The 23,366-nt window shown below is 70.3% G+C and carries 11 protein-coding genes, 3 rRNA genes and 1 pseudogene; 13 read left to right on the top strand and 2 right to left on the bottom strand.

What is annotated here, in order from left to right:
- Positions 1-223 precede the first annotated feature (223 nt).
- From F7Q99_RS11650 to F7Q99_RS11640, 3 genes are all read left to right on the top strand, one after another.
- Positions 224-2,371: an asparagine synthase-related protein gene (locus F7Q99_RS11650; RefSeq protein WP_153461168.1), complete on the top strand. Its 2,148-nt coding sequence runs from the start codon at positions 224-226 to the stop codon at positions 2,369-2,371.
- Positions 2,372-2,514: 143 nt separating this feature from the next.
- Positions 2,515-3,036 (top strand): universal stress protein, encoded by a 522-nt coding sequence (locus F7Q99_RS11645; protein WP_153461167.1) that lies wholly within the window; start codon positions 2,515-2,517, stop codon positions 3,034-3,036.
- A 118-nt stretch (positions 3,037-3,154) separates the two neighbouring features.
- Positions 3,155-3,859, top strand: coding sequence for a DsbA family oxidoreductase (locus F7Q99_RS11640; RefSeq protein WP_153461166.1), 705 nt, complete (start codon positions 3,155-3,157; stop codon positions 3,857-3,859).
- A gap of 73 nt (positions 3,860-3,932) precedes the next feature.
- Here the strand turns inward: F7Q99_RS11640 and F7Q99_RS42515 are convergent, their stop codons facing one another.
- Both F7Q99_RS42515 and F7Q99_RS11630 read right to left on the bottom strand, forming a co-directional pair.
- Positions 3,933-6,266, bottom strand: coding sequence for a sigma-70 family RNA polymerase sigma factor (locus F7Q99_RS42515; RefSeq protein ID WP_326846554.1), 2,334 nt, complete (start codon positions 6,264-6,266; stop codon positions 3,933-3,935).
- Between the two features lie 368 nt (positions 6,267-6,634).
- Positions 6,635-7,504 carry a TetR/AcrR family transcriptional regulator gene (locus tag F7Q99_RS11630; protein ID WP_230210191.1) on the bottom strand — a complete coding sequence of 290 codons (870 nt, stop codon included), beginning with the start codon at positions 7,502-7,504 and terminating at the stop codon, positions 6,635-6,637.
- Between the two features lie 474 nt (positions 7,505-7,978).
- Here F7Q99_RS11630 and F7Q99_RS11625 point away from each other — a divergent pair, with 474 nt between their 5' ends.
- From F7Q99_RS11625 to pstS, 10 genes and pseudogenes are all read left to right on the top strand, one after another.
- Positions 7,979-9,445: an NAD(P)/FAD-dependent oxidoreductase gene (locus F7Q99_RS11625; RefSeq protein WP_407697771.1), complete on the top strand. Its 1,467-nt coding sequence runs from the start codon at positions 7,979-7,981 to the stop codon at positions 9,443-9,445.
- A gap of 147 nt (positions 9,446-9,592) precedes the next feature.
- Positions 9,593-10,867 (top strand): annotated as a pseudogene (locus tag F7Q99_RS11620) (PP2C family protein-serine/threonine phosphatase); the annotation flags it as partial.
- A gap of 625 nt (positions 10,868-11,492) precedes the next feature.
- Positions 11,493-13,016: ribosomal RNA gene (locus F7Q99_RS11615) — 16S ribosomal RNA — on the top strand.
- A gap of 282 nt (positions 13,017-13,298) precedes the next feature.
- Positions 13,299-16,419, top strand: a 23S ribosomal RNA gene (locus F7Q99_RS11610).
- A gap of 72 nt (positions 16,420-16,491) precedes the next feature.
- A 5S ribosomal RNA gene (gene rrf, locus F7Q99_RS11605) occupies positions 16,492-16,608 on the top strand.
- Together the 16S, 23S and 5S rRNA genes form the textbook arrangement of a ribosomal RNA operon.
- A 71-nt stretch (positions 16,609-16,679) precedes the next feature.
- The gene (gene mshD / locus F7Q99_RS11600) at positions 16,680-17,657 is read left to right on the top strand and encodes a mycothiol synthase (RefSeq protein WP_153461162.1); all 978 of its coding nucleotides are present in this window, start codon (positions 16,680-16,682) and stop codon (positions 17,655-17,657) included.
- 306 nt (positions 17,658-17,963) lie between these two features.
- The gene (locus F7Q99_RS11595) at positions 17,964-20,141 is read left to right on the top strand and encodes an RNA degradosome polyphosphate kinase (protein ID WP_153461161.1); all 2,178 of its coding nucleotides are present in this window, start codon (positions 17,964-17,966) and stop codon (positions 20,139-20,141) included.
- Positions 20,142-20,259: 118 nt separating this feature from the next.
- The gene (locus tag F7Q99_RS11590) at positions 20,260-21,408 is read left to right on the top strand and encodes a CHAD domain-containing protein (RefSeq protein ID WP_153461160.1); all 1,149 of its coding nucleotides are present in this window, start codon (positions 20,260-20,262) and stop codon (positions 21,406-21,408) included.
- 67 nt (positions 21,409-21,475) lie between these two features.
- Complete coding sequence (locus F7Q99_RS11585) at positions 21,476-21,937, top strand: NUDIX hydrolase (protein WP_326846553.1); 462 nt, start codon at positions 21,476-21,478, stop codon at positions 21,935-21,937.
- A gap of 224 nt (positions 21,938-22,161) precedes the next feature.
- Positions 22,162-23,295, top strand: coding sequence for a phosphate ABC transporter substrate-binding protein PstS (pstS, locus tag F7Q99_RS11580; RefSeq protein WP_326846552.1), 1,134 nt, complete (start codon positions 22,162-22,164; stop codon positions 23,293-23,295).
- The last annotated feature ends 71 nt before the right edge of the window (positions 23,296-23,366 follow it).

Here is a 23,366-nt window from a genome sequence, read left to right as displayed (position 1 = left end):
GATCCGGCCGTGCCCCGGAGGCGGGCGCGCGGCGGCCCGCAACGGCGGGGCACGGAACCGGAACCGACAACACCGGTCTCCATGGCGCCAACCGGTGGCACGATGTCTCCTGACGGCGCGCCGGAACGGACCGGACAGCCGCCACGGCACGCCACGGGCTGACACGGGCCGCCCGGCGGCGGACGCGCCGAACGGCGGCAGGTCCTCGTCCGGTGGAGGCGCGATGCGGTGGTTGACGGGCTGGAGCACGGGCCCGCTCCGGGCGGGCGAACCGGCGCACGAGGCGATCGGCACGGTCGCGCCGATCGCCGCGCGCCCCCTGTGGACCGGCCCCAACCCGCTCTGGGCCGTCGGCGACTGGCGGCCCGAGGAGATCCGCCTGGCCACCCTCCGCCCCGGCGCCCCGGCCGCCGTGACCACCGGCTTCACCGCGCCCGACCCGGTCGAGGACACCCCCGCCACCACCCGGCTCGCCGTCCTCGGCCACTGCGGAGCCACCGACGCCGAACTCGCCGCCGGCCTCGCCGCCGCCCGCGGCGGCGCCGTCCGCCATCTCACCGCCTGGCCCGGCAGCTACACCGTCGTGCTGCGCACCGGCACCCGCTCCACCCTGCTGCTCACCGACCTGGCCGGCGCCCAGCCGGCCTTCCACACGCCCTGGTGCGGCGGCACCGCGTACGCCACCGCCGCCCTCCCGCTCGCCGACCTGGTCGGCGCGTCCCTGGACACCGGCCACCTCGCCGCCCGGCTGGCCTGCCCGGAGTCGCCCGAAGCGCTCGGCACCGGCACCCCGTACTCGGGCGTCCAGCGGGTGCCGCCCGGCCACGTGCTCGCCGTCCGCGACGGCAGGCCCTACGTCGACGCCTACGACGAGCCCGGCGGCAGCGGCGAGCAGTTGCGCGGCGAGGCGCCCGCCGTCCGCGAACTCACCCGCGCCCTCCTGGAATCCGTCCGCTCCCGGGTCCGCACCACCGTGCCCGCGCCACGGGGCAGCGCACGCGCCCGGCTGGGCGTCGACCTGTCGTACGGCACCGCGTCCGCGACGGTCGCCCTGCTCGCCGCCGCGGTGCCGCTTCCGGCCCCGGCCGCCGCTCCGGACGGGCTGCCCGCCCTCAGGACCGGCGGACGAAACAGCGCGCGGACCGGCGCGGTGAAGGGTTCCTGGGCGCGCGCTGCCGTCCACGAGCCCCCTGCGCCCGAGCAGTTGGCCGCCGTCACCCTCGACGAGACCGAATCCCCGGCCACCCTCGCCCTCGCCCCCGACACCCCCCGGCTGCGGCACACCGTGCTCGACCCCGGCCCGGACACCCTGCCCTACGCCGGCCTGGGCACCGACCCGCACGGGCCGCTCACCGACGAACCCGGCCCCGAGCTCGTCGTCGCCGCCCGCGCCCGGGCCCGCTTCGACGCCGGCGGCACCGACCACCTCACCGGCTACGGCGCCCGGCAGGTCCTGGACGGCCACCCGGCCCGGCTCGCCGACCTCCTCCGGGCCGGCCGGCCGCGCGAACTCCTGCCCCCGGTCGCCGCACTGGCCGGCGCCGACCGGGCCGCCGCCGGGGTCCTCACCGGCGCGCTGCGCACCCCGCTCACCGTGGTCCGGGCCGCCCACCGGCTCTCCCGGATCCGGTACGCGGAGGCGCTCGACGACGCCGCCGCCAAGCTGACCGCTCGCCACATCTCCGGCGGTGCCGGTACGGCCGGCCACCGCTCGGCCGGCGACCTCGCCTGGTGCGTCCCCGGGCCCGCCGCCCGCTGGCTCTCCGACGACGCGCTCTCCGCGGTCGCGCTCCGGTTGCGACTGGCGGCGCGCAGACCGGCGCCCGAGGAACACCCCGGCGCGCGACGGGCCCGGCACGCCCTCTATCGGCACGCGCGCTCCTTCCGCACCCTCGTCCACGCCGCCGAACAGCCCGGCCAGCGGCTCCACGCCCCCTTCCTGGACAACCAGGTGGTCCGCGCCGCCCGGCTGCTGCCCGACGACATCCGCCTCCAACCGGGCGCCCGGCACGCCCTCCTGCGCGCCGTCCTCACCGGCGCCGGCCGCACCGACCTCCCACCCGACTGGGGCCGCGGCCCCCGCCCCGACCGCACCGCCCCCGCCCGCGCCGGTCTGCGCCTCGCCGCCGACGGCCTGGCCGAGCTCTTCGACGCCCCTCTCCTCGCCGAAGCCGGCCTCATCGACCTTTCCGCTGTCCGCGCCGGCCTCACCGACCCCGCCGGCCTCTCCCCGACCGCTCTCGCCGGCCTCGCCGACCTGGTCTCCACCGAACTCTGGCTCCGCCGCGTCCGCGCCCGCCGCCACGGCGCCTGCTGGACCGGCCTCCCCCACCCCGTCCGTCCCGCCCTGGCCCCGAGCCCCCTCATCTGACCGCCGCCTGCTGACCTGCCACCGGCGCGTATCGCGAAGCCCTCATCCGCCGCGCCCCATGGACACGGTGTCGCTCGGGGGCGGGGGTGGCGGGGCGGGCGATGATGGCCGCGTTCGGTTCGGTCCGTTCGTGAGGAGGCCGGGTGGTCGGCGTCAGTCTGGGGGAGCCGGTTCCGGTGGTGCTGTCGGTGCTCGGGCGCCCCCCGACGGGCCGTCCGCCGGGGGTGCTGGCGGCGTGCGACGGGTCGGACGGGTCGCTCTGGGCGCTGGACCGCGCGATGACGGAGGCGGAGCTGTTCGGCCTGCCGCTGTACGTGCTGGCCGTGGTCAACCCGGCGCCGGGCGGCTATCCGCCGGGGATGGCGGAGCTGGTGCAGGAGAGCGTGGAGACGCTGGTGGAGAGCATGGCGGACGGGCTGCGCCGCTCGGTCGCCGCCGTACAGGAGCAGCGGGCGCGCCCGTACACGGGGAAGCTGTCACTGCACGTGGTGCTCGGCAACGTGGTCGAGGTGCTGCTGGAGGCGTCGACGCGCCAGCACACCCTGGTGGTCGGCACCCGCGGCAACGGCGGTTTCAGCCGGCTGCTGCTGGGTTCGGTGAGCACGGCCGCGGTCCACCACGCGGCCTGCCCGGTCCTGGTGGTCCCGGCACCTCCACAGGGCTGAGGTCCTCCACGGGTACAGGGCTGAGGCCCACGGGAGGCCCGGAGTGCCGGGAATGTGCTGAGATGGTTCATCGTTCACCTATCTCGGTCCATCCGTCCCCACCCCTGGAGCCCCCGTCATGAAGGTCGAGATCTACTCCGACATCGCCTGCCCCTGGTGCTACATCGGCAAGCGCCGCTTCGAGCAGGCGCTGGACGGCTTCGCGGGCAAGGAGGACGTCGAGGTGGTCTACCGGCCGTACCAGCTGGTCCCGGACGCACCGGCGACGGCGAGCCCGCACCGTGCGTGGCTGGCCGAGCGCTACGGCCCGCAGTCCGTGGCGATGGACGCGCGGGTGGCGGAGCTGGGCCTCGCCGAGGGCATCACGTACGACTTCGACGCCGCGCTGCACGCCAACACCTTCCTCGGTCACCGCCTGCTGCACCTCGCGGAGACGGAGTACGGCGCGGCCGTCCAGGGCCGGCTGAAGGAGGCGCTGCTCAAGGCGCACTTCACCGACGGCGTGGACGTCGGCGACCGCGCCGCGCTGACCGACGTCGCGGCGGCCGTCGGCCTGGACCGCGAGCGGGTGGCCGCCTACCTGGCGGGCGACGAGGGGGCCGCCGAGGTGCGCGCGCAACTGGCGCAGGCCCGGGAACTGGGCATCACCGCCGTGCCGACCTTCGTGTTCGAGGGCCGGTGGGCGGTGCAGGGCGGCCAGGAGGCCGAGACCTTCCGCGGGGTGCTGGAGCAGGTCGCCGCCGAGATCGGCGAGCGCCGTCCGGCGCCGGTGCCGGTCGCCCCGGCCGGCGAGACCTGCGCGGACGGATCCTGCGCGATCTGACGCGCCGACGGCGCCGACAACGCCGAGAAGCCCCCACAGCGCCGAGAGCCCCGAGAGCTTCGAAGAGCGCGTTTCAGGAGCACCTGAAGCGGGCCTCGGCCCAGTCGGCGACGTTGAGCACGGACCAGACCCCGTACGCCGGGGTGACGACCAGCCGGATCGACGTCTGCCCGGCGAGGGGCACGTGCACCGGCACCGCCTCGTCGCCCGCGCCGAGCGTGGGGGAGCGCCACAGGGTGCTGCCGTCGCCGCCCTGCACCGAGAAGATCACGCCGCCGGAGGAGATCGTCATGTCGTCGACGCCGACGACGGCGTCGAAGGACGTGCAGGCGCGGTTGAGGTCGATCCGGGTGGTGGCGGGGGCGTGCACGGTGAGGGCGTGCGGGTGGTACTCGCCGCCGATCCAGGCGCCGCTGCGCTGCCAGAACCAGTCGCTGCCCGTCTGCCGGATGCTCGGGCCGCTCGGCGGCACCCGGTTGTGGCCGGGCTTGGTGACGGGCAGCGAGTCGGCCCAGAAGTCGGTGGCGGCGGGCGGGGACGGCGGAGTGACGGTCGAGGTCGGCGCCGGAGTCGGGGTTGGCTTGGGGACGACGGGCACCGCGGGCGTGGGCACCGGCGACACCTCGGACGTCGTCACGGGTGGCACGGTGGGGGCCGGCGGCGCGGGCGCGGGCGTGGCCTTGGGAGCCTGGGCGCCGATGGGTGCGGGGGGCGCGGGGGGGTGCGCGGCCTTGGGTGTCGGGGTCGGCGTCGGTGTCGGCTCGGAAGACGGCTTCGTGGCCGGGCCGGGCGTGGACTCGGATTCCGGCGTGGGGTCGGCGCTACTGGGCGCGGGCGCGGGTACCGGGACGGGCGCCGCGGACGCGGGTGCCTCCGCGGTGGAGGCGACCGGGGCGGTGGTGGTGGCGGGGTTGGAGGCGGGTGGTGCCGCTGTCGGGGGGTTGGCCTCGGACGAGCCGGTGAGCGCGTAGGCCGCGACGGCGGCCGCGGCCACGGCGACGGCGGCCGCGGCGATTCCGGCCTTCGCGGCGGCGCCGAGGCCCTGGCCGACCACGGCACCGGCACCGAACCCGCTCCCGCCACCAGCCGCACCCGCGCCACCAGCACTGCCGGAACTGGCACCCGCCGCCGACCCGGCCGAAGCCGTCGTCCCGGACGAACCCGCCGCCCCGGCCGCCGCACCGCCGACCGCGGCCGCACCGCCGAGCACGGCCGCGGTGGCGCCGAATCCGCCGACCCCGACCCAGACGAGCACACCGCCGGGCAGCAGGGCGCGCAGACCGGTGTTGATCTCGATCAGTTCCAGGCAGGCGGCCGTGCAGCGGTCGCACTCCTTGAGGTGCCGACCGACCTCCGCCGAGGCCCGCTTGCGCAGCGAGCCGCGCGCGTACGCGCCGAGCCGGGCGGCGTACGCCTCGCACGCGCTCTCCTGGCTGCCGGAGACGTGGGCCTGGAGGAACGCGGTGGCGAGCCGGTCGCGGGCCCGGTGGGCCTGGACGGCGGTGGCGTTGGCGGTCTTGCCGAGCATCACCGCGACGGTCCTGGGGGATTCTCGCTCGACCTCGGTGTGCCAGAGCACCACCCGGTCGTCCTCGGGCAGTTCGGCGTACGCCTGCATGACCATGCGCTGGTCGGCCATCGCCATCGCCCAGGCGTCGGCGCCCGGGTCGGCCAGGTCGAGGTCGACGACGGCGGCCGAGGTCTGGGCGAACACGCCGAAGTCGTCGATGAGTTGCTCGCGCCGCTCGCTGCGGGTCCAGGCCGCGGCGACGTTGCGCACGGCGGTCAGCAGGTAGGCGCGGACGGCGAAGTCGGGCCCCTTGCCCGCCTTCAGCGCCTGCAGCGTCCGGGCGAAGACCTCGCCGGCGAGGTCCTCGGCGGTGAAGCTGTCCCGGCAGCAGGTGCGGGCGTAGCGGCGGACGGAGTCGGCGTGCCGGCGGTAGATCTCCTCGTACGCGGTGTCGTCGCCGGCCCGCACCCGCGCGGTCAACTCGGCGTCGGAGGGCGGGCGCTCGCCGTCGACCGGGTCGGCGGGGGCGGGCACGGTGGGCCGGGCGGGGCGGCCGTCGCCGACGAAGGCCTCGGGGGCGACGCGGCCGTGGCCGGCCGGGGCCTGACCGGGCACGCGGCCCGGCGGGAGGCCGGCGGAGGCGGACAGCGACTCGCGGCCGGGCATCCCGGCCTGGTCGGGGACCTGGCCGGCGGACGGGCCCGCGGCCGATCCCGGTACGGCGCCGGGCACTTGGCCGGTCGCGCCGACGGGTCCTTCGGACTGGCCGCCGCAAGAGCCGCCGGGCACGCCGTCGGACCCGCTGTCGGACGCGCCGTCGGACCGGCCCGCGGATCGGCCGTCAGCCCGGCCGAAGCCGAGGCCGTGGCCGTAGTCGTTCTGTTCCTCGGCGCTCACAACGGACCCCAGACTCCACGACGGCCGCCCCCGCAATGTGGCAGGGCACGCGGGAGTGCGGAGGCGCACGGCTCCCCGTCGTACCGCGCCGACGGCGCTCGAAGAGCGCGCATCGGGACATTGGCTCCAACCACGGGCAAAGGATGGCATAGCGCAGAGATGGGGCGGTAGCCGAAGCGGCCGGTACCCACTCTTCCGAGGGCCGTCGCGAATGTGTACGCGCCGCGCGCGACGGCTGGTTGCGCGACGCCCGCACCCGGCGCGCGGACCGTGCCCACGCGCCGGTTCCTCGTCCAGCTTCCAGCCACTCGTCCAACTGCCGTGCCCGCGCGACTCCGAGACGCGACGTCCGGAGAAGCCGACGGGCGTCAGCGCGCCCGCAGACCGTCCAACAGGATCTGCAACAGCCGGTCCGACGGCCCGGACACCGGGTGACCCTCCGACTGAGGCATACCGGGCGTACCAACGGTCATGCCCTGCACCCCGGTCGCCGCCGGCACCATCCGTGCAGCGTGCACCGGCACCGACGCGGTCAGCACCAGCACCACGTCCGCGACCGTGACGCCCGGCCGCAGTTCGCCCGCCGCGCCCGCCCGGGCCACGAGAGCGGCCAGTAACTGGAGCAGCAGCCGCGGATCCGCGTCCGCCGCCGACACGTCACCGGCTGGGCGCGCCTCGTCGCCGCGCAGGTCGTAGCGCGGCGCGACGGCCTGCTCCGGCACCCGCTGCTCGGGCACCCGGCCCAGCTCCTCCGCGTACCGGAACGCCTCCGGCGGCAGCAGCCGCCCGGCACCGGTGCTGACCGCCCGGGCCAGGTACCCGGCCAGCGCCTCCCAGGCACCGCCGCCGCCGTACAGCGACTCGCGCGCCTGCGCCGTCAGCCAGGCCACCTCCTCGGCGGCGATCCGCTGGACCAGCACCTCCTTGCTCGGGAAGCGCCGGTACACCGTGCCGACGCCGACCCCGGCCCGCCGGGCGACCTCCTCCATCGGCGCGCCGTAGCCGAACTCGCCGAACACCTCCCGGGCCGCCCGCAGCACGCTCTCCAGGTTCCGCCGGGCGTCCACCCGCAGCCGGGCTCCCGGCGCGGCGGCCTGCGGCGGCTCCGCCCGGTACGGGACGCCGCCGTACGGCATCCCGGGCGGTGGCAGGTCCACCGGGCTGCGCTGTTCCGGCACCGTGCCCTGGCCGGCGTGTGAGGTACTCGCCCGTCCCAACACCTGTTCCTGCTCCATCATCTCAACTCTCCCCCGCAGGCGTCCGAACCCGGACCCTGTCGTCGCCCGCCCCTGCACCCCCCGGTGCAGCTCAGTCCGTCAGAAATGAACCGATGACCCATCGCTCGTGCCGCCCGTCCCGTTCCGGTGACCACGGTCGTGCCACCGGGCCGGGCCGCGCGTCCGGCTCGGCGCGTCGGCACCGCCCGGGGCCTGTCCGGGAACTACCCTTCCCCGGATGACTGCCCCGCAGTCGGGTTCTCGCGCCAACGCTGGAACTGGCCGTAGTGGCCGCTCCACCGTGCGTCGCCGCCGATTGTCATGGCGGTGGCCGCTCCGGGACACAATCCGACCATAGTTCACGGCTCTCCGAAGCCGAAAGTGCGTCAGAAAGTCACCCGGGCAGCACAACTGGCCACACCGCTCACTCCCGCCCCATCCGACGCCGTACGGACTGTGGACAAGACGGCCCCCGGAGGTCCTTCATAGGGGGGCGTGACGGGGGGAGACCCCCGGGCGGGGGACGCTCCCGGCCCGACGGCCGGGACGAAACGTCACATCGTCAGGAGGTGCACCATCAGGATCCTGATCGCCGGAGGCGGCTGCGCCGGGATGGCCACCGCGCTGCACCTCCAGCGCGGCCTGCGCGAACCGCTGCGCCGCGGCGAGGTGGAGATCACCGTCGTCGAACCCCAGGCCTACCTCACCTACCACCCGCTGCTCGGCGAGGTCGCGGCCGGCTCGATCGACCCCCGCCACGTGGTCGTGCCGCTCCGCCGCGCCCTGCCGGGCTGCCGGGTGCTCACCGCCCGGATCACCCGGATCGAACACGCCTGCCGTCGGGCCTGGGCCGACGCCGCGGCTCCCGGCGAACCCTCCACCCCTATGGAACTCCCGTACGACGTCCTGGTGGTGGCGCCCGGCTCGGTCTCCCGGACGGCCCCCGTCCCCGGCCTCGCCGAGTACGGCCTCGGCTTCTCGACGGTCGGCGAGGCGGTGGGCCTGCGCAACCACGTCCTCGAACAGCTCGACCTCGCCTCCGCGACCCGCGACCCGGCCCTGCGCCAGTCCGCGCTCACCTTCGTCTTCGTCGGCGCCGGTTTCGCGGGCGTGGGCGCACTCGCCGAGCTGGAGGACATGGCCCGGTGCGCGGTGCGCGACCACCACAACGTCGGGCCGGAGGACCTGCGCTGGGTGTTGGTCGAGGCCACCGACCGGATCCTCGCCGAGGAGTCACCCGAACTCGCCGCGCACGCCTTAGGACAGCTGCGTGAACGCGGCGTCGACATCCGGCTGCGTACCACCCTGGAGTCGGCGGCCGGCCAGCTCGTCGCACTGTCCGACGGCAGCCGTTTCGCCGCCCGCACCCTGGTCTGGACGGCCGGGGTGCGCCCGTCCCCACTGCTGCGCGCCACCGACCTGCCGCTGGACGCCCTCGGCCGGGTCCGCTGCCTGCCCACCCTGCAGGCCGTCGGCCCGGACGGACGCGCGCTGCCCGGCGCCTGGGCGGCCGGCGACTGTGCGGCCGTGCCCGATCCGGGCGCGAGCGGCGAGTCCTGCGCGCCCAATGCCCAGCACGCGTTCGCCCAGGCCGAGCTGCTCGCCCGGAACATCACGGTCGCGCTGGACGGCGGACCGCACGCGGCCGGCCTCGCCGAGTACCGGCCTGGTCCGGCCGCCTGTTCGACCTCGCTCGGCCTGCACCGCGCCGTCGCCCACACCCGGCGGGGCGGGCGGCTCACCGGGCGGCGGGCCTGGTGGCTGCACCGCGCCCGGCACCTGCGCCGCCTGCCGAGCACGGACCGGCGGGTGCGGGTGCTGATGGACTGGGCGCTGGGCGGGCTGTTCTCCCGCGAGGTGGTCTCGTTGGGGACGCTGGAGCACCCGCGTTCGGAGTTCGAGGCGGGGTTCGGACGGCGGCCGGACCGTGGGCAGGGCGGCGGCCCGGACACTCCGGCGTGACCGGCCGGACGACCACGCCGGGCGCGCGCGACTTCCGGAATCGGGCCTCCGCCTGACAGGATCAGCTCCAACCGAGTCATTACCCCGTGTGTTGAGATGCACACCAAAAGTGATGATATGACTGGAAAACGAGGAAGCGGCCGTCGTTTGAACCTCATGCGCTGGAGCGCCCGGCTCACCGGAGTCCCCTGGCGTGCCGCCCCGCAGACCGCGGCCGGCACGGAGGAAGGCGCGCCCTCCGGCGACGTCGTGGTCCCCGGCCCGCGCGACCCGACCAACCTGGCCACCGCCGCCGAACTCCTCGACCCGCACAAACCCCAGCACCTGCGCGAGGTCCTCAACCGCATCCCCGCCCCCGTCGCCGTCACCTACGGCCCCCTGCACCAGCTCGCTCACGCCAACCGCGCCTACCGCGAACTCTTCGGTGACCGCCCGACCGGCCTGCCCGCCTGCGAGGCCCTGCCCGAACTCGGCACCCTCGGCGTCCTGCCGCTGATGGACCAGGTCATCCGCGGCGGCCGGCCGCGCAGCGTCAAGGCCCGCTGCATCCTCGGCCTCACCGGCAACCGCTACTACAACGTCTCCTGCGTCCCCCTCGGCACCGGAGACACCGGCGACACCCCCGTCGACGGCCCACCCGCCGGCGTCCTCATCTTCGCCGCAGAGGTCACCGACCAGGTGCTCGCCGCCGCCCGGCTCCGCGAAGCCGAACGCCGCCAGCGCGAAGCGGCCGTCACCCTCCAGCGCAGCCTGCTCCCGCAGAAGCTCGACCAGCCCGCCGACCTGCGGGTCGCCGCCACGTACCAGCCCGGCGGAGCCGAGGCGGCGGTGGGCGGCGACTGGTACGACGTCATCGCCATCGACGGAGGACGCACCGCCCTCGTCATCGGCGACGTGATGGGCCGCGGCCTGCGCGCCGCCGCCGTCATGGGCCAGCTGCGCACCGCCGTCCGCGCCTACGCCCGCCTCGACCTGCCCCCGCACGAGGTGATGCGCCTGCTCGACGGCCTCGCCATGGAGATCGACGCCAACCAGATCGCCACCTGCACCTACGCCGTCTGGGACCCGCAGCGCCGCACCCTCTCCTACGCCTCCGCCGGCCACCTCCCCATGCTCCTGCGCTGCCCCGACGGCACCATCCTTCGCAGCGAGGAACAGAACGGCCCGCCCCTCGGCACCGGCGGCGGCCTGCACGTCTCGCACACCCTGCGCCTGCTGCCCGGGACGACCGGCGTCCTCTATACGGACGGCCTGGTCGAGCGCCGCGACGAGGACATCGACCAGGGCCTCGATCTCCTCGCCCGCACCCTGACCGGCGCGATCGGGGCACCGGAGGTCATCTGCGCCCGTCTGCTCAGGGCGATGGGCGTCACGTCCGAGCACGACGACGACGTAGCCGTCCTCGCCTTCCAGCTGCCGGCCGAGGAACCCGTCGAGGAGACCGCCGAGCGCCCGGAGCCCGCGCTTGACTCGGCCTCCCGCGAGGTCTAGTGTTCTTCGAGCTGCCTGGCAGGGAGCACCGGACACGCGTCTGCGCGGACGGTCCCGAGGTAGCCAATCCTTCGAAACACCACTTCCCAGTTCGGGCTGGGTCGCGTCTTGTTGCGGCTCGGTGCGTATTCGGCGTGCGTATTTATGGGGATTGTGGCTGGATTCGCTTTTCGGAGCGGGGATCGGCTAGAGTTTGAAACGTCGGACGGGGCGTCAAGTCCTGGAAGGCACCGGCGAGTTGGATGACGAAGCCCCGGAAAAACGGAGCGGAAAACATCTGATAAGCTGGAAACACGAAAGAACGAAGCGCCCGGAGGGCCCGCTGGAAGGCGGCCTGAAGGAAGTGTCCGTTCCTTGAGAACTCAACAGCGTGCCAAAAGTCAACGCCAGATATGTTGACATCCCCGGCCTCGGTCGTTTGATCGGGGTTGGAGATTCCTTTTGAAATAAACACTAGCGAGGACGCAGTGCGCGGGGCCGCCCTATTCCGGTGGTTGCCGTGCCGCTCAACGCGGGTGTCGACCCGGCGCTTTTAATTGAGCGCTGTGGGTAAACATTCACGGAGAGTTTGATCCTGGCTCAGGACGAACGCTGGCGGCGTGCTTAACACATGCAAGTCGAACGGTGAAGCCCTTCGGGGTGGATCAGTGGCGAACGGGTGAGTAACACGTGGGCAATCTGCCCTGCACTCTGGGACAAGCCCTGGAAACGGGGTCTAATACCGGATATGACCTTCCTCCGCATGGGGGTTGGTGGAAAGCTCCGGCGGTGCAGGATGAGCCCGCGGCCTATCAGCTTGTTGGTGGGGTAATGGCCTACCAAGGCGACGACGGGTAGCCGGCCTGAGAGGGCGACCGGCCACACTGGGACTGAGACACGGCCCAGACTCCTACGGGAGGCAGCAGTGGGGAATATTGCACAATGGGCGAAAGCCTGATGCAGCGACGCCGCGTGAGGGATGACGGCCTTCGGGTTGTAAACCTCTTTCAGCAGGGAAGAAGCGCAAGTGACGGTACCTGCAGAAGAAGCACCGGCTAACTACGTGCCAGCAGCCGCGGTAATACGTAGGGTGCGAGCGTTGTCCGGAATTATTGGGCGTAAAGAGCTCGTAGGCGGCCTGTCGCGTCGGATGTGAAAGCCCGGGGCTTAACCCCGGGTCTGCATTCGATACGGGCAGGCTAGAGTGTGGTAGGGGAGATCGGAATTCCTGGTGTAGCGGTGAAATGCGCAGATATCAGGAGGAACACCGGTGGCGAAGGCGGATCTCTGGGCCATTACTGACGCTGAGGAGCGAAAGCGTGGGGAGCGAACAGGATTAGATACCCTGGTAGTCCACGCCGTAAACGTTGGGAACTAGGTGTTGGCGACATTCCACGTCGTCGGTGCCGCAGCTAACGCATTAAGTTCCCCGCCTGGGGAGTACGGCCGCAAGGCTAAAACTCAAAGGAATTGACGGGGGCCCGCACAAGCAGCGGAGCATGTGGCTTAATTCGACGCAACGCGAAGAACCTTACCAAGGCTTGACATATGCCGGAAAACCGTGGAGACACGGTCCCCCTTGTGGTCGGTATACAGGTGGTGCATGGTTGTCGTCAGCTCGTGTCGTGAGATGTTGGGTTAAGTCCCGCAACGAGCGCAACCCTTGTTCTGTGTTGCCAGCATGCCTTTCGGGGTGATGGGGACTCACAGGAGACTGCCGGGGTCAACTCGGAGGAAGGTGGGGACGACGTCAAATCATCATGCCCCTTATGTCTTGGGCTGCACACGTGCTACAATGGTCGGTACAAAGGGCTGCGATGCCGTGAGGCGGAGCGAATCCCAAAAAGCCGGCCTCAGTTCGGATTGGGGTCTGCAACTCGACCCCATGAAGTTGGAGTTGCTAGTAATCGCAGATCAGCATGCTGCGGTGAATACGTTCCCGGGCCTTGTACACACCGCCCGTCACGTCACGAAAGTCGGTAACACCCGAAGCCGGTGGCCTAACCCGTAAGGGGAGGAGCCGTCGAAGGTGGGACCAGCGATTGGGACGAAGTCGTAACAAGGTAGCCGTACCGGAAGGTGCGGCTGGATCACCTCCTTTCTAAGGAGCATTTATGCCGGTTGCAGGCGAGTGTCCTGCACGGTTGCTCATGGGTGGAACGTTGACTATTCGGCACAGTGAGAGATTGGACGTTAGTACTGCCTTCGGGCGTGGAACGCGGTCCGGGATCGGCTGTGTCGGGCACGTTGTTGGGTCCTGAGGGAACGGCCGTAAGGTTGTTTCTTCATGGTTGCCGGCCTCACTTGAGGCAGCCCGGTTGGGTTGTTGAGGGTGGGTGACTGGTCGTTGTTTGAGAACTGCACAGTGGACGCGAGCATCTGTGGCCAAGTTTTTAAGGGCGCACGGTGGATGCCTTGGCACTAGGAACCGATGAAGGACGTGGGAGGCCGCGATAGGCCCCGGGGAGCTGTCAACCGAGCTTTGATCCGGGGGTGTCCGAATGGGGAAACCCGGCAGTCGTCATGGGCTGTCACCCGCTGCTGAACACATAGGCAGTGTGGAGGGAACGCGGGGAAGTGAAACATCTCAGTACCCGCAGGAAGAGAAAACAACCGTGATTCCGGGAGTAGTGGCGAGCGAAACTGGATGAGGCTAAACCGTTTTGGTGTGAGACCCGGCAGGGGTTGCCAATGCGGGGTTGTGGGAATGAGCTTCAGTCGTCTGCCGGCGGCTGGGCGAGTCAGAAACCGTATGGGTAGTCGAAGGACATGCGAAAGGTCCGGCGTAGAGGGTAAGACCCCCGTAGACGAAATCTGTACGGCTTGCTTGCTCATCTCCCAAGTAGCACGGGGCCCGAGAAATCCCGTGTGAATCTGGCGGGACCACCCGCTAAGCCTAAATATTCCCTAGTGACCGATAGCGGATAGTACCGTGAGGGAATGGTGAAAAGTACCGCGGGAGCGGAGTGAAATAGTACCTGAAACCGTGTGCCTACAAGCCGTGGGAGCGTCGTCGTGGTCTTCGGATCATGGCCGTGACTGCGTGCCTTTTGAAGAATGAGCCTGCGAGTTTGCGGTGTGTAGCGAGGTTAACCCGTGTGGGGTAGCCGTAGCGAAAGCGAGTCCGAATAGGGCGTTTGAGTTGCATGCCCAAGACCCGAAGCGGAGTGATCTAGCCATGGGCAGGTTGAAGCGCGGGTAAGACCGTGTGGAGGACCGAACCCACCAGGGTTGAAAACCTGGGGGATGACCTGTGGTTAGGGGTGAAAGGCCAATCAAACTCCGTGATAGCTGGTTCTCCCCGAAATGCATTTAGGTGCAGCGTCACGTGTTTCTTGCCGGAGGTAGAGCACTGGATAGGCGATGGGCCTTACCGGGTTACTGACCTTAGCCAAACTCCGAATGCCGGTAAGTGAGAGCGTGGCAGTGAGACTGTGGGGGATAAGCTCCATGGTCGAGAGGGAAACAGCCCAGAACACCGACTAAGGTCCCTAAGCGTGTGCTAAGTGGGAAAGGATGTGGAGTCGCAGAGACAACCAGGAGGTTGGCTTAGAAGCAGCCACCCTTGAAAGAGTGCGTAATAGCTCACTGGTCAAGTGATTCCGCGCCGACAATGTAGCGGGGCTCAAGCACATCACCGAAGTCGTGTCATTGCAGCATGAGGGCCAACGCCTGCTGTGATGGGTAGGGGAGCGTCGTGTGCCGGGTGAAGCGGCGGTGGAAACCAGTCGTGGACGGTATACGAGTGAGAATGCAGGCATGAGTAGCGATACAAGAGTGGGAAACTCTTGCGCCGATTGACCAAGGGTTCCTGGGTCAAGCTGATCTGCCCAGGGTAAGTCGGGACCTAAGGCGAGGCCGACAGGCGTAGTCGATGGACAACGGGTTGATATTCCCGTACCCGCTTTGAAGCGCCAACGCTGAACCAGGTGATGCTAAGGCCGTGAAGCCGTCCTGGATCCTTCGGGTGAAGGGGAGTGGTGGAGCCGCTGATCCAAGTCTGTAGTAGGTGAGCGATGGGGTGACGCAGGAAGGTAGTCCAGCCCGGGCGGTGGTTGTCCCGGGGTAAGGGTGTAGGGCGTTGCGTAGGCAAATCCGCGCAACACGTAGTCTGAGACCTGATGCCGAGCCGATTGTGGTGAAGTGGATGATCCTATGCTGTCGAGAAAAGCCTCTAGCGAGTTTCATGGCGGCCCGTACCCCAAACCGACTCAGGTGGTCAGGTAGAGAATACCGAGGCGTTCGGGTGAACTATGGTTAAGGAACTCGGCAAAATGCCCCCGTAACTTCGGGAGAAGGGGGGCCATTCCTGGTGATAGCACTTGCTGCTTGAGCTGGGGGTGGCCGCAGAGACCAGCGAGAAGCGACTGTTTACTAAAAACACAGGTCCGTGCGAAGCCGTAAGGCGATGTATACGGACTGACGCCTGCCCGGTGCTGGAACGTTAAGGGGACCGGTTAGCTCCATTTCGGTGGGGCGAAGCTGAGAACTTAAGCGCCAGTAAACGGCGGTGGTAACTATAACCATCCTAAGGTAGCGAAATTCCTTGTCGGGTAAGTTCCGACCTGCACGAATGGCGTAACGACTTCTCGACTGTCTCAACCATAGGCCCGGTGAAATTGCATTACGAGTAAAGATGCTCGTTTCGCGCAGCAGGACGGAAAGACCCCGGGACCTTTACTATAGCTTGATATTGGTGTTCGGTTCGGCTTGTGTAGGATAGGTGGGAGACTGTGAAGCGGCAACGCCAGTTGTTGTGGAGTCGTCGTTGAAATACCACTCTGGTCGTGCTGGATGTCTAACCTGGGTCCGTGATCCGGATCAGGGACAGTGTCTGGTGGGTAGTTTAACTGGGGCGGTTGCCTCCTAAAGGGTAACGGAGGCGCCCAAAGGTTCCCTCAGCCTGGTTGGCAATCAGGTGTTGAGTGTAAGTGCACAAGGGAGCTTGACTGTGAGACTGACGGGTCGAGCAGGTACGAAAGTAGGGACTAGTGATCCGGCGGTGGCTTGTGGAAGCGCCGTCGCTCAACGGATAAAAGGTACCCCGGGGATAACAGGCTGATCTTCCCCAAGAGTCCATATCGACGGGATGGTTTGGCACCTCGATGTCGGCTCGTCGCATCCTGGGGCTGGAGTAGGTCCCAAGGGTTGGGCTGTTCGCCCATTAAAGCGGTACGCGAGCTGGGTTTAGAACGTCGTGAGACAGTTCGGTCCCTATCCGCTGTGCGCGTAGGAGTGTTGAGAAGGGCTGTCCCTAGTACGAGAGGACCGGGACGGACGAACCTCTGGTGTGCCAGTTGTTCTGCCAAGGGCATGGCTGGTTGGCTACGTTCGGGAGGGATAACCGCTGAAAGCATCTAAGCGGGAAGCCTGCTTCGAGATGAGCACTCCCACCTCCTTGAGAGGGTAAGGCTCCCAGTAGACGACTGGGTTGATAGGGCCGGATATGGAAGCCCTGTGAGGGGTGGAGTTGACCGGTACTAATAGGCCGAGGGCTTGTCCTCAGTTGCTCGCGTCCACTGTGTTGTTCTGAAACAACGACTGCCCTGTCGGCGGGTCGAATAGTTTCATAGTGTTTCGGTGGTCATAGCGTGAGGGAAACGCCCGGTTACATTCCGAACCCGGAAGCTAAGCCTTACAGCGCCGATGGTACTGCAGGGGGGACCCTGTGGGAGAGTAGGACGCCGCCGAACAATCATTCCAAAGAACCCCTGATCCACTGGATCGGGGGTTCTTTGCATTTCCGGTGACGTATCGTCAGTGCATGGACGATACGTCAGCGGTCATTGCGAACAGCGTGCTCCGGCCCGAGCAGCGCGACGGCGCCCTGCGCGTTCTGGCGGACGCCCAGGCGGTGGACGGCCGGGCTGCCGTGTCCGAGCAGGGGCGGCTCCGGCTGCGGTCCTCGGATGCGCCCCGCCCGGGTGTCAGCCACTTCATCGAGCAGGACGGCACCGCCGTCGTCGGCTACGGCCAGCTCGAGGTCCCACAGAACGTCCCGCAGAACGCAGGCCCGGAGCCCGCCGCAAACCCCGCCGCCGAGCTCGTCGTCGACCCAGCCGCCCGCGGCCGCGGCCTGGCCCGTCCCCTGGTGGACGCGGTGCTCGCGGAGGCGCATCGGGCCGGCCGCGACGCCGTCGACTTCTGGGTGCACGGGGGGCACCCGGCCGCGCGGCACCTGGCCGAGCGGTACGGGGCCGAGCTGGTCCGCGAGCTCCGGCAGATGCGCCGCACCGGGCAGCAGACCGAGCCCGTCCCCCTCCCCGAGGGCGTCGAGCTGCGGACCTTCCGTCCGGGCGAGGACGACGCCGAGTGGCTGCGGCTGAACGCCCTCGCCTTCGCCCACCACCCCGAGCAGGGCGCCTGGACCGAGCAGGACCTGGCCGACCGGCTGGCCGAGCCCTGGTTCGACCCGGCCGGCTTCTTCCTGGCCACGCGCGGCGGCAAGGTGGTCGGCTTCCACTGGACCAAGGTGCACCCGGCCACCGTCACCGAGCCGGCGCTCGGCGAGGTGTACGTCGTCGGAGTGGACCCGGCCGAGCAGGGGAGCGGCCTCGGCCGGGCGCTGACCGCGGCCGGCCTGCGTCACCTGACCGGCTCAGGCGCGGGCGAGCGCGGGCTGGAGACCGTACTTCTCTATGTCGACGCCGACAATCCGGCCGCTGTACGGGTATATGAACGACTGGGATTCACCGTTCACGAGGTGGACCTCATGTACCGCGTCCGATACCGGGCGGACTAGTAACCGGGCGGACCAGGCGGCCCAGCCGCAGCGATCAGTCGGGGCAAGGGCGGAACGGCACCGCTCCGGCCCCGACCGACTCAGCTTTCCTCCTGGCCATGCGGTGTTTACCGTGGATTCAATTGCTGCCGCGAAGATCACAGGATGAAGTCCGTAGTGTCTCGCTCGTGCAGCGTCGGCCGATACGCACCGGCCGGTCCTGTACGGACCGCGCCGGGTGGGTGGGCGCTGGCGTTGGGTGAGGACGACGGCCCGCAGAGCCATTCGCGTTCGGACGCCGTCCTGCTGCTGGAGGAGCTGGAGCCCATGAGCATCCCTCGCCCCGTCTCTGCCCCGCTGTCCCCGCCGGCGCGGATGTCGAGTGCGCTCGGCATACCACCCGAGCCCCCGGCGGTGGACGGTCAGGACTTCGAGGAGCTTCCGCAGGGCCGGTTCCTGGACCGCGAGCGCAGCTGGCTCGCCTTCAACGAGCGCGTTCTCGAGCTGTCCGAGGACCCGGGGATCCCGCTGCTGGAGCGGGCCAAGTTCCTCGCCATCTTCGCGAGCAACCTGGACGAGTTCTTCATGGTCCGGGTCGCCGGCCTCAAGCGCCGGATCGCGACCGGCGTCGCCCAGCGCAGCGCGTCCGGTCTCCAGCCGCGCGAGGTGCTGGACCTGATCTGGACCCGTTCGCGCGAGCTGATGGCCCGGCACGCCGCAGCCTTCCAACAGGAGGTGCTGCCGGACCTCGCCGCCGACGGCATCGAGGTGGTCCGCTGGCCGGAGCTGGCGGAGAAGGAGCAGGCCCGGCTGCACACCCTGTTCCGGCAGAAGATCTTCCCCGTCCTGACCCCGCTGGCGGTCGACCCGGCGCACCCCTTCCCGTACATATCGGGGCTCTCGCTCAACCTGGCCGTGGTGGTGCGCAACCCGGTGTCCGGGCACAAGCACTTCGCCCGCGTGAAGGTGCCGCAGTCGCTCGCCCGCTTCCTGGAGGCGTCGCCGCAGCGCTACGTCCCCCTGGAGGACGTGATGGGCGCGCACCTGGAGGAGCTCTTCCCCGGGATGGAGGTGCTGGCGCACCACGCCTTCCGGGTCACCCGCAACGAGGACCTCGAGGTCGAGGAGGACGACACCGAGAACATCCTCAAGGCCCTGGAGAAGGAGCTGATGCGGCGGCGCTTCGGCCCGCCGGTCCGGCTGGAGGTCGAGGAGTCGATCGACCCCTACATCCTGGACCTGCTGGTGCGGGAGCTGAACATCACCGAGGCCGAGGTCTTTCCGCTGCCCGGGCCGCTCGACCTGACCGGCCTGTTCGGGATCGCGGAACTGGACCGCCCGGAGCTCAAGTACCCGAAGTTCGTGGCCGGTACGGCCCGCGGGCTGACCGACGTCGAGTCGGCCTCCCAGCCGGACATCTTCGCCGCGATGCGCGAGCGGGACGTCCTGCTGCACCACCCGTACGACAGCTTCTCCACCTCCGTGCAGGCCTTCCTGGAGCAGGCCGCGGCCGACCCGGACGTGCTGGCGATCAAGCAGACGCTGTACCGCACCTCGGGTGACTCGCCGATCGTGGACGCGCTGATCGACGCGGCGGAGTCGGGCAAGCAGGTGCTCGTCCTGGTCGAGATCAAGGCGCGCTTCGACGAGCAGGCCAACATCAAGTGGGCCCGCAAGCTGGAGGAGGCCGGCTGCCACGTGGTCTACGGCCTGGTCGGGCTGAAGACGCACTGCAAGCTGTCGCTGGTGGTCCGCCAGGAGGGCGACACCCTGCGGCGGTACTCGCACGTCGGCACCGGCAACTACCACCCGAAGACCGCCCGGCTCTACGAGGACCTGGGGCTGCTGACCTCGGACCCGCAGGTCGGCGCCGACCTGTCGGACCTGTTCAACCGGCTGTCCGGCTACTCGCGCCGCGAGTCCTACCGCCGCCTGCTGACCGCCCCGCGCGGCCTGCGCGACGGCCTGATCTCGCGGATCCACAACGAGATCGCCAACCACCGGGCGGGCCGCCCGGCGTACGTGAAGCTCAAGGTCAACTCGATCGTCGACGAGGCCGTGATCGACGCGCTCTACCGCGCCTCGCAGGCCGGCGTGCCGGTCGACGTGTGGGTCCGCGGGATCTGCGCGATCCGCCCGGGCGTGCCGGGGCTGAGCGAGAACATCAGGGTGCGCAGCATCCTGGGCCGCTTCCTGGAGCACTCCCGGATCTTCGTGTTCGGCAACAGCGGCGACCCGGAGGTCTGGATCGGCAGCGCCGACATGATGCACCGGAACCTGGACCGCCGGATCGAGGCGCTGATGCGGATCACCGATCCGGCACACCGCGCCGAGCTGTCCGGTCTGATCGACCTCGGGGTGTCGGACGAGAGCGAGTCCTGGCACCTGGAGCAGGACGGCGCGTGGACCCGCCACTCGCAGGACGCCGAGGGCCGCTCGCTGCGGCACGTCCAGGACCTGCTCATCGACTCGCGCCAGCGACGCCGGGCCGCCACCTCGCGCTGACGTGACCACTGATGCGAGCCGCCGGAGCGGTCGGCCCCCGAGGCTGGGTGGGCGGACGCTCCTGCGGTCGGCCACCAGCCCCGGGGGACGGCCCGGGGGAACGGGGATCTACCACGCCATGACCGATGCGCCGATGACGGCCCAGGCGGCCTCCACCATGACCGCCGGGGAAATCCTCTCCAGCCATCTCACCGCCCAGGCCGGCGCGTTCCTGCGCGCCCTGCCGCTGGCGGTGGGCGAGGTCGGCGCAAGACCGGGGACGGCCGTCGTCCCGGCCGCCGGCACCGCCGACCTGCTGCGGGCGGTCCGGCGGATCGGCGGGCTGCTGCACACCTTCGGCACCGTCTTCGACCAGGCCTGGGCGCAGGAGTCGCGCACCGAACTGCGCTGGCTGCTCAACCTGCTGGCGCTGGAGCCCGGGTACGTCCGCCGCTCGGCGCGGCTGCTGGGCGCGCTGGACTCGCTGAGCGGCACCGACCCGGACGGGACGGGCATGCTGGCCGGGCACGCCGGGGCACCGAAGGCGCGGGCGCTGCTGGACCGGCAGCTGACCCTGGCTCGGACCAGGGCACACTCGACCGTGCTCCAGGAGCTGCGGTCGGCCCGGCTGCACGCGCTGGCGGACCGGATGACACTGCTGGTCGGCGAGGCCCCGCTGCTGGAGTCGGCGGGCGGCCGGGCCGGGGCGGTGCTGCTGCCACAGGCGTCCGCCGCGTTCACCGCTCTTTCCGCGAGCGCCGCCAAGCTGCCGCTCCAGCGCGCCGCAAAGCCGTACGGCGGGGACGGCCTGCGCCGCCTGGGCGCCGCCCCTTCCTCCTTGCCCGCACGCGGGCTGGGTGCACCTCCTGCCCGTCAGGCCGGGGGAGAGGGGGCCGGCGCGCCCGGCGCGGTGGATGCCGACGCGGCGCTGGCCGCCGACGACGCTCCGTGGGCGCGGTTGCGGATCCTGGTGAAGCGCGCCCGCTACGCGCTGGAGGTGTGTGGCCGCCCCGCCGGTGAGCTGGACGAGCTGGACGCGGTGCTGGGCTGGCACCAGGAGGCGGCGGACGCGGCGGTCACTGCGGCCACTGCGGCGCGCACGCCGCGGATCACCCCCGCCACGGCCTACGTGCTGGGCGTGGTGCATGCTGATCAGCGACTGGAGGTGGAGGCGGCACGGTACGCCTTCGGCCGCCGGTGGCCCGAACTCCCGCCAGGCCCGGACGGTTGGCTGGAGATCCCCCCTGCCGAGGGCTGGGGGCAAACCCCCGCACCACGGACGGCATGAATTGCGCGAGCGCCTGAGTACCGGGCAGGCAGAGAATCGGACCACGCGCGGGGCGGCGCACGCCCCGGTGATCCTCGCCGCGGGAGCGGTGCTGTGGCTGCCCGGCCGGCCCAAGAAGACCGGACGGCTGGGGCGGCCCCGGATCGCGCTGATCCACCGGCCCAAGTACGACGACTGGAGCCTGCCGAAGGGCAAGCTCGACCCGGGCGAGGGCATGGCCCAGGCGGCGCTGCGCGAGGTGCGCGAGGAGACCGGCTTCTTCTGCGTGCTCGGTCCGGAGCTGCCGGCGCAGCACTACGCGGTGCAGGGCCGGCCGAAGGAGGTCCGGTACTGGGCGGCGGTGCCGACCGCGGGGGCGTTCCGGCCGAACCGGGAGGTGGACCGGCTGGAGTGGCTGCCGGCCGGAAAGGCACGCGTCCGGCTGACCCACGAGCGTGACCGGTTGCTGGTCGACGCCCTGCTGGTGATCCTGGGAGCGAAGCCGGTGCGGACGAATGGCCCGGTGGCGGCGGAGGAACGGTGGAAGTGATCTCGCCGAGCCCTCGCCGTGACGCAACTGTGACTACCTGACGTAGTTTCCTGCCATCCGTTCGAGGTTCACTCCCCGTTCACTTCCGACCGGCTGTCGTGTCACCTACCCGACCTAACTTCGGGACTACCGGAGGGCCGATCGGGCCCCGGACCACAGCAGAACCCGCGCTCAGCCGTGTCGGCACGGCTCGCGCCGGGCAATGCCACAGAAAGGGACACCCAGTGAAGCTCCAGCGGAACGGCCGCTCCAAGGCCCTCGCCATCGGTGCCATGGCGCTCGTCAGCTCGCTGTCGCTCGCCGCCTGCGGCTCGGACAACAACACCACCAGCGCCTCCGGTGGCTCCAGCGGTTCCGCCGCCGCGCCCTCGATCAACTGTGGCAGCAAGCCCGCCCCGCTGATCGCCGCGGGCTCCACCGCACAGGGCAACGCCATCGACGTCTGGAAGACCGCCTTCGGCGCGGCCTGCTCCGGCGCCACCGTCAACTACGGCGGTGTCGGCTCCGGCGCCGGTATCCAGCAGTTCACCCAGGGCAAGGTCCAGTTCGCCGGCTCCGACTCGGCCCTGAAGCCGGCCGAGGTCGAGGCCACCAAGGCGGTCTGCACCGGCGGGCAGGGCATCGACCTGCCGATGGTCGGCGGCCTGATCTCGCTCGTCTACAACGTCGACGGTGTCGACAACCTGGTCCTGGACGGCCCGACCGCCGCCAAGATCTTCGACTCCCAGATCACCAAGTGGAACGACCCGGCGATCGCCGCCCTGAACCCGGGCGCCAAGCTGCCGGACGCCGACATCCAGTCGTTCCACCGCTCGGACGACTCCGGTACCACCGACAACCTGACCAAGTACTTCTCCAAGGCCTCCGGTGGCGCCTGGTCCTACCCGGCCAGCAAGACCTGGGCCGGCAAGGGCGGCCAGTCGGCCAACGGCAGCGCCGGTGTCGCGGCCCAGGTGAAGCAGGTCAAGAACTCGATCAGCTACGTCGAGCTGTCCTTCGCCCAGACCAACAACCTGAAGAGCGCCGCGATCAACACCGGCGCCTCCAAGCCGGTCGCCGCCACCGCCGAGAACGCCGCCAACACCTTCGCCAAGGCGAAGATCGCCGGCACCGGCAGCGACCTGGCGCTGTCGCTCGACTACGCGACCAAGGACGAGGGCGCCTACCCGCTGGTCCTGGTCACCTACGAGATCGTCTGCGACAAGGGCAACAAGGCCGACACCCTCGACACCCTGAAGGCATTCCTGACCTACACCGCCAGCGACGGCGGCCAGAAGGCGATCGGCGAGAAGGGCTACGTCCCGCTCCCCAAGGAGCTGACCGACAAGGTCAACACCGTCATCCCGACCCTGGCCTGACCCAGCACGACCTCCGGTGGGACGGCCCCGTGAGCGAGGGGGGCCGGGGCCGTCCCACCGGAAAGCACTGA

This window comes from Streptomyces kaniharaensis (genome assembly GCF_009569385.1).
GTDB classification, from domain to species: domain Bacteria; phylum Actinomycetota; class Actinomycetes; order Streptomycetales; family Streptomycetaceae; genus Kitasatospora; species Kitasatospora kaniharaensis.
Note: the sequence above shows the minus strand (reverse complement) of the source record. Positions and strands in the feature narration are given on the sequence as shown.

What these genes read in the sequence shown, in the direction of transcription:
- F7Q99_RS11590 (WP_153461160.1), top strand. Translation starts at nt 20,260, where the DNA reads ATGACCGATGCGCCGATGACGGCCCAGGCGGCCTCCACCATGACCGCC.
- F7Q99_RS11595 (WP_153461161.1), top strand. Translation starts at nt 17,964, where the DNA reads ATGAGCATCCCTCGCCCCGTCTCTGCCCCGCTGTCCCCGCCGGCGCGG.
- mshD (WP_153461162.1), top strand. Translation starts at nt 16,680, where the DNA reads ATGGACGATACGTCAGCGGTCATTGCGAACAGCGTGCTCCGGCCCGAG.
- F7Q99_RS11650 (WP_153461168.1), top strand. Translation starts at nt 224, where the DNA reads ATGCGGTGGTTGACGGGCTGGAGCACGGGCCCGCTCCGGGCGGGCGAA.
- F7Q99_RS11630 (WP_230210191.1), bottom strand. Translation starts at nt 7,504, where the DNA reads ATGATGGAGCAGGAACAGGTGTTGGGACGGGCGAGTACCTCACACGCC.
- F7Q99_RS11640 (WP_153461166.1), top strand. Translation starts at nt 3,155, where the DNA reads ATGAAGGTCGAGATCTACTCCGACATCGCCTGCCCCTGGTGCTACATC.